The organism is Pedobacter sp. GSP4, assembly GCF_051857575.1.
Lineage (GTDB): Bacteria > Bacteroidota > Bacteroidia > Sphingobacteriales > Sphingobacteriaceae > Pedobacter.
The window spans coordinates 98,864-114,409 of the sequence record NZ_JBPZIR010000002.1 but is presented as its reverse complement, the minus strand read 5'-3'; the positions used below and the strand labels follow the sequence as shown (position 1 = coordinate 114,409).

Genomic DNA, 15,546 nt, shown 5'->3' with positions numbered 1-15,546 from the left:
CAAACAAGAATAATGGATAGAAATACCTTTACAGGATTGTTCCTGATTATGATCATTTTGGCAGGATCATTCTATTTTTTGAAGCCCAGCGAGGCGGATATTAAAAAAGCCAAAGAAACGGAACGTTTAGATTCTCTGAAAAAAGCTGGTGTTGCACCAATACAAAAAGATACCACCAAAACTGCAGTTGTTAACCCAGTTGTAGATTCTCTAGCCTTAAAAGGTCCATTCGGGACTGCTATCAGCGGCACTGAATCGAGCACAGTTTTAGAGAATGAGAACTTATTGATCACTTTAAGCAATAAAGGTGGTAAAATTTCATCAGTAGAAATTAAAGGGCAAAAAACCTTTGCAGGCCAACCGCTTATTTTATTTGAGGGTAACCAGAATAAATTTGGTTTAAGCCTTAATGCTTCCGGAAAAGTAATCAACACCAACGATTTATATTTTACGCCGACCAAAACTGGCAATACCGTTACCATGCGAGCCAATTATGGCGCAAATGCATACGTAGAATATGTTTACGATTTAAAAGCGCTGAGCAATAAGGTTGCTTTCAATGTTAACCTGGTTGGCTTACAACAGGTAATTGCTGGTACCACCATTGGTTTAAACTGGCAAACTACCTTGTTACAGCAAGAAAAATCAATCGAAAGCGAACACCGTTACTCTGCTCCTTATTACAAATATTTAGATGGAGATGTAAACCACTTAAGTGTATCTAAAGATGAGAAAGAAGATTTAGCCAAAGGCAAAATCCAATGGTTCTCATTTAAACAACACTTTTTCTCGGCTTCTTTAATTGCCAAACAAGCTTTTGAAAAAGGAAGTTTAGAGGTTAAAATCCCTACAGCTCCCGGTCAGGTTAAGTTTTATGATGCCAATATGCAATTGCCGTACGCGCACACTGCAAACCAGGTTTATGAAATGGAGTTTTATTTCGGAACAAACAAATTCTCAGCTTTAAAAGCGCAGGGATATGATTTAGAGCAACAGGTTGATATGGGTTACTGGCCTTTAAAATACATTAACCGTTTTATTGTATTGCCTGTATTTAATTTCTTAAACAGTTTTGGCTGGAACTACGGCTTAATCATTTTAGTGTTAACTATCTTATTAAAGGTTGCTTTATCACCTCTTACCTATAAGTCATATTTATCAATGGCTAAAATGAGGGTATTGAAGCCAGAAATGGATGAAATTAAGGCTAAAGTTGGTGAAGACAACCCAACATTGGTTCAACAGGAATATTTAAAGCTTTACAAAAAGGCCGGAGTGAACCCATTAGGCGGATGTTTGCCGATGGTATTACAGTTACCATTGGTTATGGCTTTCTTCTTCTTCTTCCCTAACTTATTTGAGTTACGCGGCGAGAGTTTCCTGTGGATGAAAGATTTATCAACTTATGATGAGTTTATCAAATTCGGGGTTAAAATCCCTTTCATTGGCGATCACCTGAGCTTAATGTGTGTTTTAATGACGGTTTCTACCTTAATCATGACTTACTTTAACAACCAGGTATCGGGTGCTACAGGCCAAATGAAGTACATTGGTTATATTATGCCAATAATTTTCTTGGGTGTTTTAAATAGCTACCCTGCCGGATTAAACTATTATTATTTCTTAGCCAACTTAATGACTTTCGGACAGCAGTTCTTAATCCGTAAAATGGTTGATGATGATAAAATACATGCTTTAATTCAACAGAATAAAGCAAGACCAGCTGACGAAAAAAAGAAAAAATCTAAATTCCAACAACGTTTAGATGATTATATGCGCCAGCAACAACAACAAGCTAAAAAGTAATCAAGCTTAAAATAAAAGGAAACCCCCGATCGCTTAAAAAGTGGTTGGGGGTTTTTGGTTTAGCGTATGGCGGTTGGCGTTAAGTGATCGTCATCTCGAGATAGATTTCTCGGCTACGCTGCACCCGATAGCTATCGGGTCCGCTCGAAATGACGGTACTTTTTGAGGTTCAACACATTAACATCTCTATCAATAATATTGATTTTATATAATAAATTCAAACTTGAAATGACGGTCTTTGTGTTGATTATTGAAAATTGGTTATTGGTTATTGGTTATTGGCTTTTTCCCATGCTCCCTCTTACATCATCCATCTTACATCCCAAATCCCTTTTTTATTGTATATTTGGCATACAAGTTTCTTAATAAGACAAAATTTTCCAATTTTAGAAGATTAAATCTCAACCAACAAATTAATTATTTTTTTAAAATGCAAAAGAGACTAACAATTATTCTGTTTTTCGTTGTCAGCTTTGCCTACGCACAAAAAAAACCATTGAACCATAGCGTTTATGATACATGGGAATCGGTAGGTTCGAAGCAGCTTTCCAATAATGGCCAGTGGGCAATGTACAGTATTCTACAACAGGAAGGCGATGCACAACTTTACATCAACAACCTTAAAACCAATACCAAACTGAATATACCAAGGGGAACAAATGCGCAATTTAGTAACGACTCTAAATTTGCAGCGTTTAACATCCGTCCGTTTAATAAAGACCTGCGCCAGGCAAAAATTAAAAAAACCAAGCCAGATGAGCAACCGAAAGATTCGCTGGGCATTGCAAACCTTAGCACCAATGCGATAACCAAAGTAGCAAGGGTAAAATCGTTTAAATTCCCTGAAGAAGGATTTGGCGTGATGGCTTTCTTATCAGAAAAACCCGATACTGCAAAAAAAGCAGTAAAGCCAGCAGAAAAAAAGGATGGCGAAATGGATTTTGCTGATGATGAACCAACCGGAAAAGGCAAAACTGAAGAAGGAACCGATTTAGTGGTTAAAAACCTGTTAACTGGAACGGATAAAACCTATAAATTCGTTACCGACTATTATTTCAGCAAGGACGGAAAGCAGCTTGTATTTGCCTGCAGCGGATCTAAAAAAGATAAAACAGCGCCTCAGGGTGTATTTTTATTGAACACGGATAAAGGCACACTTAAAACCTTAATTAAAGGCAAAGGCAGTTTTAAAAACTTTACTTTCGACGAAGAGAGTGAGCATGTAGCCTTTGTGGGTGAACAAAGTCCGGAGAAGAAAGAAATTAAAGATTATAATGTTTACTATAGTTCTTTAAGCTTAGATACCGCACAAATATTGGTTGATTTTGATATGCCTGGCCTGCCTGCAAAATGGTCGGTTAATGGTGATGGAAAAATCACTTTCAGCAAAGATGGCAAGAAGCTTTATTTCGGCATCTCTCCGATCAAAAGGCCTAAAGACACTACGATTATCGATTTTGAAGTGGCCAAAGTAGATGTTTGGAATTATAAAGACGATTATTTACAGCCTATGCAGCTTAAAAATGCTGATAGAGACAGTAAAAAAAGTTATTTATCGGTAATTGATGTTTACAGCAGCGACCCTAAAGTAATCCCCTTAACGGATATTACCCTGCCAGATGCAACAATGATGGCTGAAGGAGATGCTGAATGGGTGCTGGCTTCAACAGATTATGGCCGTAGAATTGAATCGCAATGGAGCGGCTCCACCACTAAGGATTACTATCTTGTTGATACCAAAAATGACCAGAAGAAAAAAATTATCGAAAAACTGAATGGCTTTGCAACCGCTTCTCCTGGTGGTAATTACATCTTATTCTTCGATAGAAAAGCCGGAAGCTGGAATACGTATCAGGTAGCCACAGCTAAAGTAACTACCTTAACGGCAGGCCTGAACGTAAAGTTTGTTGATGAAGAGAATGATGTACCTGATTTGCCTTCAGCTTATGGTTTAGCCACTTGGACCGAAGGTGATAAGGCTGTTCTGATTAATGATAAATATGATATCTGGTCGTTCTCACCAGATGGCAAAACTGCCCCTAAAAATATTACAGCTGGTTTCGGTAGGGCAAACAGCATCACTTTCCGATACGAAAGGGTGCAGCAGGATAACAGATTTGAAAGAAATGCGGATAAATTTGTTAAAGCCAACGAACTGGTTTGGTTAGATGGTTTCAACAACCTTACCAAAGAAAATGGTTTTTACCGTACCAATGTGGGTTCGGCAAAAGCGCCTGAACTGGTTATAATGGCTAAAACAAAATATTCTAATCTGGCCAAAGCCAAAGATGCTGATGTTTACATTTACGATAAGGGCAACTACGTAGAATCGCCCAATGTTTACGTTACTACCGATTTTAAAACCGAAACCAAATTAAGCAATACCAACCCGCAACAACAAAACTACAACTGGGGTACTGCCGAACTGGTTAAATGGACAACCCCAAAAGGTTATAAAGCTGAAGGTATTTTGTATAAGCCGGAAAATTTCGATCCGAACAAAAAATACCCGATGATTGCGTATTTCTACGAAAAACTTTCTGATGGCTTGTACACTTACCAGCCACCTGCACCTACGCCATCGCGTTTAAATATTTCATATTTTGTTAGCAATGGATACCTGGTTTTTGCTCCGGATATCAGCTACGAAACTGGCCATCCAGGCCAATCGGCTGTAGAATATATCAACTCTGGGGTAGAAAACCTAAAGAAAAACAGCTGGGTAGATGGCAGTAAAATCGGTATCCAGGGACAAAGCTGGGGCGGTTATCAGGTGGCCTATTTAATTACGCAGAACAATATGTATGCGGCCGCTTGGGCTGGTGCACCTGTTGCCAACATGACTTCTGCATATGGTGGTATCCGTTGGGAAAGCGGTATGAACCGTCAGTTCCAGTACGAAAAAACACAAAGCCGCATTGGCGCTACCCTTTGGGAGAAACCAGAACTGTACATCGAAAACTCTCCGTTATTTATGTTTCCTAAAGTAAATACACCTGTTGTAGTAATGGCAAACGATGCCGATGGCGCTGTGCCATGGTACCAGGGAATTGAAATGTTTACTGGACTACGCCGTTTGGGTAAACCGGTTTGGATGTTAAACTACAATGGCGAAGCGCATAACCTGGTGCAACGCCAAAACCGTAAAGATATCCAGATCCGTGAACAACAGTTTTTTGATTATTATTTAAAAGGTGCAAAAGCCCCGGCATGGATGACCAGCGGGATCCCGGCAACCGAAAAAGGAAAAACATGGGGTTTTGAGTTAACCGACGATAAACCATAACTGAGTTTGGAGTTATAAGCTGAGAGTTTAGAGACCATAGCAATAACTAAAAAATTTAAATCCATAATATAAAGCAATAGCTATTATTATGGATTTTTTTTTGATCACATATTTATCCTTATTTCTCCACAAGATAAATATGGCAATCGCAATAGATTCCTAACGCCAATCTCAACTCCAGACTATCCCCCTATGAACTCTCGGTTAAAAAAGCTATTTTCACGCATCAAAAAAACTAAACAAATTAAATGGCATTAAGCAGAATCTGGTCGGGATTTATTATTGTAGCTATTGTAGTAGCGTGTATTAAATGTTTTTTCTTCGGGCAAAGCGATATTTTTAATTGGATGGTGATTGGTAAGGCCGATGATCCTTTGAACCCGCTGCACCTCAATGGCATTATCGAAACGTGTTTAGGGGCTGTAGACATCTGTTTAAAACTGATTGGCATTATGGCTTTGTTTATGGGGTTTATGACCATAGCCGAAAATGCAGGCGGGATCAGACTGTTATCCAGAATTGTGGGGCCATTTTTCTCTAAACTTTTCCCCGAAATCCCAAAGGGGCACCCCGCAACGGGACATATGGTGATGAATTTTTCGGCAAATCTTTTAGGTTTGGATAATGCTGCAACCCCATTTGGACTAAAAGCAATGGAAAGTTTGCAAGAGCTCAATCCTAAAAAAGATGTAGCTTCCAATGCGCAAATTATGTTTTTATGTTTGCATGCATCGGGTTTAACTTTGATACCGGTAAGCATTATTGCGGCTAGGGCATCTTTAAAAATTCCCTCAGCTAATCCTACTGATATTTTTGTACCCTGTATGATTGCTACTTTTGTGGCTACCTTGGCGGCTATGTTTATTGTTTCTTTTAAACAAAAAATAAATGTTTTTCAACCAGTAATCCTGGCTTGGGTTTTGGGCTTATCAACGCTAATCGGTGGTTTGGTAGTTTATTTAACCACTTTAAACCTTAAAGAATTACAATCCTTTTCAGGAATATTGAGCAATGGTTTAATTCTCCTGATCTTCTTTCTGATTATATTGGGTGGCTTGTATAAGAAAATAAATATTTTTGAAAGTTTTGTAGATGGTGCGAAAGGTGGTTTTGATACGGCAATCAGGATTATACCTTACCTGGTTGGCATGTTGGTTGCCATAAGCCTTCTGCGTACCAGTGGCACTTTCGACATTATAATTGATGGACTTAAAAGTTTGTGCACGGCATTAAATTTAGATTCCCGCTTCATTGATGGTATTCCAACAGCGCTGATTAAACCCTTGAGCGGAAGCGGTGCACGCGGGATGATGATTGATACGATGAATATCCATGGTGCAGATTCGTTCCCAGGTCGTTTAGCAGCTATTTTACAAGGTTCATCTGATACCACCTTTTATGTTATTGCTGTTTATTTTGGTTCAGTAGCTGTTAAAAACACCCGATATGCCGTTGGCGCCATGTTACTGGCAGATTTAGTTGGTATTATAACCGCTATTACACTCTGTTACATGTTTTTTGGTTAATAAACACCTACGATAAAAAATGCCTGCAAGATCATCTCCTGCAGGCATTTTTGCATTATAATAAAATAAATTAAAGATAGATTTACGACAACTGGGCTGGCAATGAAATTCTACTGATAATTTCGTCTATGGCATCGGGATCAATCGCCACATTTTTGGATGCACACCATTTTTCACTTTTATTATCTAACCAGATACAAAATGAATGGTAACCATCTAAAACAACAGCGTAAGTTTCATGAAAATCATCTTGAATACGCATGCAAAATCCTTTAAAAATTTTGCCTCTAACAATGAATTGCAGGGTTGAATAGTTTTCTAACATGGCTCATTATATTTTTGGTTAATTTATAACACTTTGTTAACGAGAATGTTTTGTTAATTTTAAGGAATCAACAAATTTTATTACTACCGTTAAAGAAAGCTTAACCTATGTTTAACATATTGGAATAGCCTTTAGCTATTAAACGTTTTTTTGCAGGTAAAAATATCTCGCACTGAAGATTTAATATTGTTCTTCCTTTCTTCACAATAGCGGTTTCTGCAACTATTTCATCGCCTTCACTGGCAGGTGCAAAATAATCAATATAGTTGTTTACGGTGGTATAACGCTCATTTAAACCCATGGTAAAAACGGTAGCGCCAATTAAATCATCAATAATCCCTGCGGTTACACCACCATGCAAAATCTGGTAAGGGTTGGTCATTTCTTTTCGGATGGTATACCGGCAAACCAGCACGCCATATTCTGCCTTTACCAAAACAGGTGCAAGCCAGTTCATAAAGTTAGATGGCGATGAGGTAATTACTTTTCCGGTTGATTGCCTTAAGAAATCTAACCGCTGCTCACTTAAAGATGCTTCCATATGGATGTAAGGTGTTGTGATGTAAGATGGATGAAGTAAAAATAGGGAAAAGTTTGGAAGTATAATATGAGATGGAAAATGTAAGATGGATGATGGGGATGAAAGTCCATTGCTCAAGATTCTCCAAATTGATACTTGATACTTGCTACTTGTTCTTAGTAGGAGAGGTTTGCCATAAAGGGTTACATTGATATAAAAGGAAATGGAAGATATACATATACCTCCCATTTCCTAAAACGAAACAATAAACCCTAAACAAGGATAGATGGAAGAAGTAAAATGTGATATGGGATTTAATTTTTTTCCTTCTTCATTTTAACTCAATGCTATCCATCTCCTTTCACACCTCTTACATCTTCCATCCTTAAAACGGTACAATAACCTTAAAGCTCATATTTCTGCCCATATTGTAAATGCCCGACCGTCCGTTGGGCGAAGCACTGTAATATTCAAAGTATTTTAATCTATTCAGGTTAGATTGATAGGCCACATTAAAAATATTATCTACCTGAAGAAAGATATCGCAGCGTACTTTACCATTTTTTGATTTGATGGCTGATCCTATCCCCGCATTAATCAATGTATAACCTTTGGTAAAGCTTTCAGTATCATCCAGTTCATAAAATTTATTTTGATCGGCTGAAACCGCGGCATCAACTTTAATATAAGGTTTGCTAAAAACCCCCATCGATTGCTGTGCGGTGGCTTTTATTTCTGTGCGGAGCTGCAAAGGTGGAATAAATGGTAAATATTTAGCCTTATCACCATGTTTATCCAATAGGGCTTTATTTTGGTTTAATCCGACTACATAAGCCAAACTGTTATTAAAACTTAACCATTTTAATGTGGAAGGATGAAGATTAACGGTAAGCTCTGCACCATACAAACGTGCCTTGCTCTGCTGGTACTGGTAGGTTAAATTACCCGGTACAATTACCACTGGATTTCCGCTCGCATCTGTTAAACGCGATTGGTAAATGTAATTCTGAATGTTGTTATTGAACAGTTCGACACTGATATCGGCATCTTTAAGGTAAGCAATAATGCCAATATCCTCTTGAAGGTTAAACTCTGGCTTAAAGGTTCGGTTACCCAGATAAACAATATGCGCACCGGGATCTAAACCATTTGAGCCTATTTCGGTAATGTTCGGTGCACGGTATCCCCTGGCAATATTGGCTTTGATCAACAGTTTTTCAGAGATATTATAGGTTAAGCCTAAACTTCCGGATAAGCCGTAGTAGTTTTTGTTAAAAGCAGGAAACTGCAGGTTCCCGGTCGGATCTGTTTGGTTAACCTGCTTGCCAAAACCCGTTTGCGGATTGGTACCTACAAAAAAATCGTTCCAATTGATATTTCTGCGGTCTAACCTGACCCCGCCCGAAACATCAACCTTGCCCATTGTTTTTTTGGCAAAATAAAAGGCGCCAATATCAAAAAGATCATAATCTGGGATCGGAAAATCGGTAGCGGCCTTACTCCTGTTCCCCTGGTACATTCCATTTACACCAATGGTGCTTTCTATACCCGAAAAATCGGGAAGGTTGTATTTAATATCGTAATTAAAGGTATTCAATACAACGTAAAGTCCGGCCTGGCTGGGCAAGGTTGGGTGGTTATACTCTCGCCTCACACTTTGCTGTCCGCCAATCAACAGGTTTAAATCGCTGTTTCCAAATTTGAACTGGCTGGTATTGTAAAAGCGGTAATGTTGAATGTGTTGATGTAAGGGATTAATGGAGTAGGTATTTAAATCGCTTTCTGGTACAATGGGTCTATTTTTAATATCATCTCCATCATCCAAAATCTGCCGGGTAAATTTCCTGGTTAAAGAATCTCTGCTCCCATCCGGAATTTCCATTAAATTATCATAATATGTTAGGGCCGTTTTAGAAAAGCCCCAATGTTTATCCACGCGGGCACTGGCCGATAGGTTGTATTCCCTAAAAGCTGTTCCGTAAACCAGTCCATCGATCTTATTTTCATAATTATGTGCTGTTTTTCCGGTTGCCCTGAGTGTAAATTTCCAATCGTTTTGAATATAGGCCAAACCAAGTGAGGCGCCGATCATACCATTGTTGCTCTGATAGTTGGTGGTAAAATCGCCTTTCAGTTTTCCAGGTTCAAAATCGGGGTTATACGGAATCATATTAATTACGCCCGCCAGTGCATCCGAGCCGTATGTTAAACTCGCTGGTCCTTTTACCACTTCGGCCCTTGCAATGCCGTATTCATCAACCTCTATGCCATGCTCATCGCCCCACTGCTGCCCTTCCTGCCTCAAACCATCGTAAAGGGTTAAAACCCGGTTGTAGCCCAGGCCACGTATAAAAGGTTTAGAAACATTCGGTCCGGTGGTAACGGCGGTAACCCCGGGCACACCTTTAACAATGGCTTCGATAAGGTTGGTATTTACATGCTGATCCATACTTTTTTTGGAAAGTACAGCAATGGGCACCGGACTTTTGCGCAGTTCTGTTGCACGGCTTACACCTGTAATTACAATATCGCTCAGGTTTGATTCCATTAAGGATAATTCTACATTCAGATCGGTAGTGTCGTTCTTAACCGTTACTTTAAGTTTTTTGCTCTGATGCCCCACTCCCGAAAATAAAACATCGTAATTGCCAGATGGAATGTTGTTGAACTGATAAGCACCGGCTGGATTTGATTTGGTTGATCTGTTTAAGACCAGTATTTTAACCGTGATATTTTCTGTCGGATTGGTTTTTGAAGTTACGGTACCCTTTAGCACAGCTTGCTGCGCATTGGATGCCAGGCTGATAAAAACAAAGGCTATAAGAAGTAAAAGCGCTCTCATGAAATGATATTTGTCTAAATATAAATTTAGACAAATCTAAATTTAATTTTATACTTATCAAATATATTTTTTAGATAATATTTAAAGCCTGTAAAAAAATTAAAATGAATTATCAAATCACAGTCGTACCTCATCTGGCAAATGAAAAAAGCACAACCTATAAAAAGAATTGATATATTAGTTTCAAACTCAATAAAGCCGCTATGGATAATAATACAGCTAAAAATTTAAAAGATGGCGACCAATGTTTGGTGATTGGTGGCACACATAAAGGTAAATCGGGCACTGTACGGGATATCAATACCAGCAAAACCGGTCATATTACCATTACGGTTGAACAGGAAAATGGAGTACGCTTTAAAACGTTGGGAAGAAACGTAAAGGTTGTGGCTCCAAGCAAATAATCAGTAAAGGTTCGATTAAAAATTAAAAGGCAGATTTAGAAAATTAAACTACTGCCATACCGTTATAAAAGTGGCTTTAAAGACATACTGAGTCTAAATGTAATGTCATAAGCAATTTAAGTAAAGGTGTAGGTGGCCACAAGTGCCATAATTTTTATAATTTTAGCATCAATATGCCTAATATGCCCGTAACCCCGCTTTCAGAAGCAGATTTAATAGTATTTGAGGATCAACTTGCCAACAAGGATAAATCTATTCAAGAGCACTTTTCTGTACTTACCAATTTATACCAGCGGTTTGAATTAAATGAGCAGGCATTGGGCAAATTTGAACACCTTGCCTCTGCACAGCGGATCAAAAATGATTACGAACTAAAAAAATCGCATTGGGATGGCGAACTTGCAGAATTAAAGAAACAATTTAAACTGCTCGATAACCGGATTGTAGCGGCAGAACAAAAACTATCGAGGGGTATTCCAGATGATCTGCTGATTATGGAAAAACTTATTACAGAGCAAGAGTTAATTGTTGCCGACCAAGAAAAACTAAACCAGGCCGAAGCTGCCCTCATTAGCCATGTGAGGGAAATCGATATAGAGTATGGTAAACAGCAGGAAAAGTTAAACCAGCAAAAAGCACAGAACGGAACTTCGGAAAAAATTGATGTGAAAGCTAAAATCAGCCAGATTAAAGCCACTGAAAAAAAACTAAAACTAAAGGTTAACCTTTTTACGCTCTTACCAATCCTGGGTATTCCCCTTATCATCGATTATTTAACCAGTAGTATTGGTATTTTAAGTACCAAACAGGGCCATTCATTACTTACTGGTCATCTCTTCTTTTTGGTTACGTTAATTTTAATTGAACTGTTTTTGGGCGATAAGATCAGAAAATTTGTTTCCTTCTATTTCGCATCAAGCTATCTTAAAACACAGCTGAACCTTCTTCAACAGTATACTAGCGAAAACCAGCAAAGCATTAAAAGGCTCGAAAACACCTATAAAATTAAAATGCCCGAGATCAATTGATCAGCGGTGCAGCTTAATGTTCCAGTATAAAATTGTGGGTAAAATGCATATTTAACTTGCTATTTTTATCTTAATTTTATATTCCAAAATAGAACAAAAACACGTCTTTTAGCAGAATACAATATTTAAACCACAAACAAATAAATTATGGCATCAATTAATCCTTACCTTACTTTTAACGGTAATTGCGAAGCTGCATTTACCTTTTATAAATCCGTTTTTGGAGGCGAATTTCCTTACATCGGTAAATTTAAAGATATGCCTCCTGCAGAAGGCAGCGCGCCTTTATCAGCAGAAGATGGAGAAAAAATTATGCACGTTTCTCTTCCCATCAGTAAAGAAACCATATTAATGGGCAGCGATACTGCTGAGGCTTTCGGACCTGCAGTTACCGAAGGCAATAACTTTGCCATTTCCATCAATACTGATAGCACTGAAGAGGCAGATCGCCTTTTTAATGGCTTATCTGCTGGTGGAAAGGTAACCATGCCAATGAACAAAACTTTTTGGGGTGCTTATTTTGGCATGTTTACGGATCAATTTGGCATCAACTGGATGGTTAATTTTGATGAAAACCCACAAATGTAGTTCGTATCCTTACAAAAAAGAGGCTGTTAACTATCGCCTCTTTTTTGCTCCATCCATTTGGCTACAAACCAGCTGCTTCGATCTTTATAGGCCATATCAATAAGAATTGTATACGGAAAATATCCAGATTTTCTATTCTATACTTTTTTATGGGGAATTACGCTATATTGGTTCTTTAATATTTTTCATTCAACATCGTAGATATTTTTTAGGGCGCCAATGTTCTTTTATCATTTATCCGAGCGGTAAAGAAGTTAAATATCATTCATTAAATATTCCAAAACGAACATGAAAGCATCTACGGAGATTGCGGAGATAATTAGAGATTTAGAAAAGGAAAAGTCCGATCTTAAGCTGGATAACGAATTATTAAAGCGCTTAAACATAGCTCTGAAGGTTGCCGAAGAAAAGAATGCCATATTAAATTCGATTATTGAATGTTCTGACGATGCCATTATCAGTAAAGATCTTGAAAGTATTGTAACAAGCTGGAATGAAGCCGCGGTGCGGATATTTGGATATAAGCCGGAAGAAATGATCGGACAATCCATCATCAAGATTATCCCTACTGATAGACATGATGAAGAACCGAAAATTCTTAGTCAACTTAAAAGCGGAATACGGGTTGACCATTTCGAAACCGTAAGGATGAAAAAGGACGGAACGCTCATCCACGTATCGCTCACCATATCGCCCATTAAAGATGGCTCGGGCAAAGTGATAGGCCTTTCGAAAATTGCGCGGGATATTACCGAACGAAAACAGACCGAAACAAAGAAAGATGAATTTATCGGTTTTGTTAGCCATGAATTAAAAACACCACTCACATCTTTGCGCTCATACATTCAGGTTGCCCTGCATAAGGCAAGAGGCGAAAAACAGGCGCAGATCAGTCATGCGCTATCACGGGCCGAATTTCAGACTAAAAAAATGGAAAGCATTATCACGGATTTCCTAAATATCTCCAGACTGGAAGACGGGCACATGAAATTGGAAATGGACAGTTTTGACCTGGCTCCACTGATTAGAAACTGTATGGCCGATGCGGCCATTACGAGTTCGAAACACGAATTGATATACGACGGTGAAGAAGAAGCCTTGGCATATGGCGATGCAGAAAAAATAGCATTGGTGCTCACCAATTTAATTAGTAATGCGCAGAAATATTCGCCACAAGGAGGCCCAATAGCCATCTCATGCACCAAACAAGATGATACTTTTTTAATTGGCATTAAGGATAATGGTATTGGCATTTCGGTAGAAGACCAAAAAAATATGTTCCAAAAGTTTTACCGGATTACCTCTGAACAGACTAAGCTCATTAGTGGTTTTGGTATAGGCCTATATCTCGCCTCTTCAATTATGGAACTGCATGGATCCAAAATCACCGTGGAAAGTGATTTGGGCAAAGGTTCCATTTTTACTTTTGAAATCAAGGCAAAAAAATAATTTCAGCTGTTTTTTTGGGCATAATTAGTTAAATTAGAAAGCATTATCTCTATTCTGCCTTGTACAACACAAAAAACATTAAAGCTGCTCATGTTCACCAATTTTACGCCTCAAGAAAAATCGGTTCATTACCCAGAAGATAGACGCCTTATTTTTGGCCTTAAACCTAAAGTGCTGCGTATTACCGCAGTAATTCTATTTATGATTATTAGCCTGGCCTGGGCGCAATACCTTATCTACGGATTACCTGAAGATCCATCGCTTAAACTTCCGCCCATCGAAAGTGTAGCTGTTAAAGGCTTTCCAACTTGGGTAATTATCTGCCATTGGATCAATTTTTTCTTTCTCGTGATATTAATCAGAAGCGGCCTTTCAATTTTAATGGACCATCCCCGCCTGTATTGGAACAATGGATGTAAGCCTGAATCGGAATGGCTAAAATTTACACCGCTTAAGGTACCCTTGGATAAGTGGTGGACGGCAAAAGACGATGCGCGTTACATCAGCCCTGTGTGGGCTTTACCTGGATACAGACATACCGTAGGCATTGCGCGTGGCTGGCATTTTATACACGTTCCTTTTTTTGTAACCAATGGGATAATATTTGTGAGCATGCTTTTTCTTACCGACCATTGGAAGCGTTTGGTACCAACAGATTGGCACATACTCTCTGATTCATGGAGTGTATTTGTACATTACATTACCTTTCATCTACCAGTTGAACCTAATGGATTTTACAACTACAATGCCCTACAAAAGCTTTCCTATTTTGGGATGGTATTTGTTTTAGCGCCTTTGGCTATGCTCAGTGGCATGTGCATGTCGCCTGCATTGGAAAACCGTTTTCATTGGCTGCCTAAAATCTTCGGCAATCGCCAAGGGGCTAGATCAGTTCACTTTTTGGTTATGCTGGCTTATATTGTATTTATAGTTATCCATGTTTGCATGGTTATAATAAGTGGCTTTGTTAGAAATATGAACCACATTACCTTGGGTACCGATAGTGCAGACGATAAAACAGGTATGTATATTGGACTTTCTATCATTCTTTTAATTATAGCGTTCTTATTTTTGGCTCATTATATTTCTTGGAAAAAACCACGGTGGATACAAAATAGCGGAGCATTGATTAATGGAACTTTATGGGAACTCACCATTAATAAACTTAAACCAAAAGCCTATTATACAAAAAAAGATATCTCCCCTTATTTTTGGGTAAATGGCAAATTACCTACTGACGAAAACTGGGTAGCGCTTTCGAAAAACGACTTTAAGGATTTTAAATTACAAATTGGCGGACTGGTATCAAACCCTATCGAGCTATCCCTAGCTGAATTGAAATCGATAGGTAAAGAACAGCATATTACCATGCACCATTGCATACAAGGCTGGTCAGGCGTTGCAGAATGGGGCGGATTATCCTTAAGCGCATTGATTGATCTGGTAAAGCCGCACCCAAATGCCAAAATTGCGGTGTTTTACTCATTCGGTGAAGGACTTTATGGTGGTGTTTATTACGATACGCACACTGTAGATAACTGCCGAAAACCCAGTTCGGTTTTAGCATGGGAAATGAATTACGAACCATTGCCACTGGCCTACGGTGCGCCATTGAGGTTGCGCATAGAAAACCAATTGGGCTACAAACAGGTTAAATGGATAGCGCGTATCGAATTTGTTGAAAGCTTTGCGCAAATTGGTAAAGGCTATGGCAGTAAAAATGCCGATGATGAATATTTTGACCTGCTAGCAAATACCTAATCACCTTGGTA

11 protein-coding genes are annotated in these 15,546 nt (G+C 38.6%); 8 read left to right on the top strand and 3 right to left on the bottom strand.

Annotated elements, in window-relative coordinates; translation table 11 throughout:
- Positions 1 to 12 precede the first annotated feature (12 nt).
- From yidC to ACS5PU_RS04010, 3 genes are all read left to right on the top strand, one after another.
- Positions 13 to 1,806 (top strand): membrane protein insertase YidC, encoded by a 1,794-nt coding sequence (yidC, locus tag ACS5PU_RS04020; RefSeq protein WP_439457988.1) that lies wholly within the window; start codon positions 13 to 15, stop codon positions 1,804 to 1,806.
- 430 nt (positions 1,807 to 2,236) lie between these two features.
- Positions 2,237 to 5,092: a prolyl oligopeptidase family serine peptidase gene (locus ACS5PU_RS04015; RefSeq protein ID WP_439457987.1), complete on the top strand. Its 2,856-nt coding sequence runs from the start codon at positions 2,237 to 2,239 to the stop codon at positions 5,090 to 5,092.
- A gap of 248 nt (positions 5,093 to 5,340) precedes the next feature.
- Entirely contained in the window at positions 5,341 to 6,618 is a 1,278-nt protein-coding gene (locus tag ACS5PU_RS04010) for a nucleoside recognition domain-containing protein (protein ID WP_439457986.1), read from the top strand.
- A gap of 82 nt (positions 6,619 to 6,700) precedes the next feature.
- Here the strand turns inward: ACS5PU_RS04010 and ACS5PU_RS04005 are convergent, their stop codons facing one another.
- From ACS5PU_RS04005 to ACS5PU_RS03995, 3 genes are all read right to left on the bottom strand, one after another.
- A complete protein-coding gene (locus ACS5PU_RS04005) occupies positions 6,701 to 6,943 on the bottom strand; it encodes a hypothetical protein (protein WP_439457985.1) in 243 nt (80 codons plus the stop codon).
- Positions 6,944 to 7,043: 100 nt separating this feature from the next.
- Positions 7,044 to 7,484, bottom strand: coding sequence for a PaaI family thioesterase (locus ACS5PU_RS04000; protein WP_439457984.1), 441 nt, complete (start codon positions 7,482 to 7,484; stop codon positions 7,044 to 7,046).
- Positions 7,485 to 7,848: 364 nt separating this feature from the next.
- Entirely contained in the window at positions 7,849 to 10,305 is a 2,457-nt protein-coding gene (locus ACS5PU_RS03995) for a TonB-dependent receptor (protein WP_439457983.1), read from the bottom strand.
- A gap of 203 nt (positions 10,306 to 10,508) precedes the next feature.
- Between ACS5PU_RS03995 and ACS5PU_RS03990 the strand changes: the two genes are divergently transcribed.
- The 5 genes from ACS5PU_RS03990 to ACS5PU_RS03970 all read left to right on the top strand — a co-directional run bounded on the left by ACS5PU_RS03990 (position 10,509) and on the right by ACS5PU_RS03970 (position 15,535).
- The gene (locus ACS5PU_RS03990) at positions 10,509 to 10,709 is read left to right on the top strand and encodes a KOW motif-containing protein (RefSeq protein ID WP_439457982.1); all 201 of its coding nucleotides are present in this window, start codon (positions 10,509 to 10,511) and stop codon (positions 10,707 to 10,709) included.
- Positions 10,710 to 10,891: 182 nt separating this feature from the next.
- Positions 10,892 to 11,737 carry a hypothetical protein gene (locus ACS5PU_RS03985; protein ID WP_439457981.1) on the top strand — a complete coding sequence of 282 codons (846 nt, stop codon included), beginning with the start codon at positions 10,892 to 10,894 and terminating at the stop codon, positions 11,735 to 11,737.
- Between the two features lie 147 nt (positions 11,738 to 11,884).
- Complete coding sequence (locus ACS5PU_RS03980; RefSeq protein ID WP_439457980.1) at positions 11,885 to 12,325, top strand: VOC family protein; 441 nt, start codon at positions 11,885 to 11,887, stop codon at positions 12,323 to 12,325.
- 288 nt (positions 12,326 to 12,613) lie between these two features.
- Complete coding sequence (locus tag ACS5PU_RS03975) at positions 12,614 to 13,774, top strand: PAS domain-containing sensor histidine kinase (protein WP_439457979.1); 1,161 nt, start codon at positions 12,614 to 12,616, stop codon at positions 13,772 to 13,774.
- A 90-nt stretch (positions 13,775 to 13,864) separates the two neighbouring features.
- Complete coding sequence (locus ACS5PU_RS03970) at positions 13,865 to 15,535, top strand: molybdopterin-dependent oxidoreductase (RefSeq protein ID WP_439457978.1); 1,671 nt, start codon at positions 13,865 to 13,867, stop codon at positions 15,533 to 15,535.
- The last annotated feature ends 11 nt before the right edge of the window (positions 15,536 to 15,546 follow it).

What these genes read in the sequence shown, in the direction of transcription:
- ACS5PU_RS04010 (WP_439457986.1), top strand. Translation starts at nt 5,341, where the DNA reads ATGGCATTAAGCAGAATCTGGTCGGGATTTATTATTGTAGCTATTGTA.
- ACS5PU_RS04000 (WP_439457984.1), bottom strand. Translation starts at nt 7,484, where the DNA reads ATGGAAGCATCTTTAAGTGAGCAGCGGTTAGATTTCTTAAGGCAATCA.
- ACS5PU_RS04015 (WP_439457987.1), top strand. Translation starts at nt 2,237, where the DNA reads ATGCAAAAGAGACTAACAATTATTCTGTTTTTCGTTGTCAGCTTTGCC.
- ACS5PU_RS03980 (WP_439457980.1), top strand. Translation starts at nt 11,885, where the DNA reads ATGGCATCAATTAATCCTTACCTTACTTTTAACGGTAATTGCGAAGCT.
- ACS5PU_RS03990 (WP_439457982.1), top strand. Translation starts at nt 10,509, where the DNA reads ATGGATAATAATACAGCTAAAAATTTAAAAGATGGCGACCAATGTTTG.
- ACS5PU_RS04005 (WP_439457985.1), bottom strand. Translation starts at nt 6,943, where the DNA reads ATGTTAGAAAACTATTCAACCCTGCAATTCATTGTTAGAGGCAAAATT.
- ACS5PU_RS03985 (WP_439457981.1), top strand. Translation starts at nt 10,892, where the DNA reads ATGCCCGTAACCCCGCTTTCAGAAGCAGATTTAATAGTATTTGAGGAT.
- ACS5PU_RS03970 (WP_439457978.1), top strand. Translation starts at nt 13,865, where the DNA reads ATGTTCACCAATTTTACGCCTCAAGAAAAATCGGTTCATTACCCAGAA.
- ACS5PU_RS03975 (WP_439457979.1), top strand. Translation starts at nt 12,614, where the DNA reads ATGAAAGCATCTACGGAGATTGCGGAGATAATTAGAGATTTAGAAAAG.
- yidC (WP_439457988.1), top strand. Translation starts at nt 13, where the DNA reads ATGGATAGAAATACCTTTACAGGATTGTTCCTGATTATGATCATTTTG.
- ACS5PU_RS03995 (WP_439457983.1), bottom strand. Translation starts at nt 10,305, where the DNA reads ATGAGAGCGCTTTTACTTCTTATAGCCTTTGTTTTTATCAGCCTGGCA.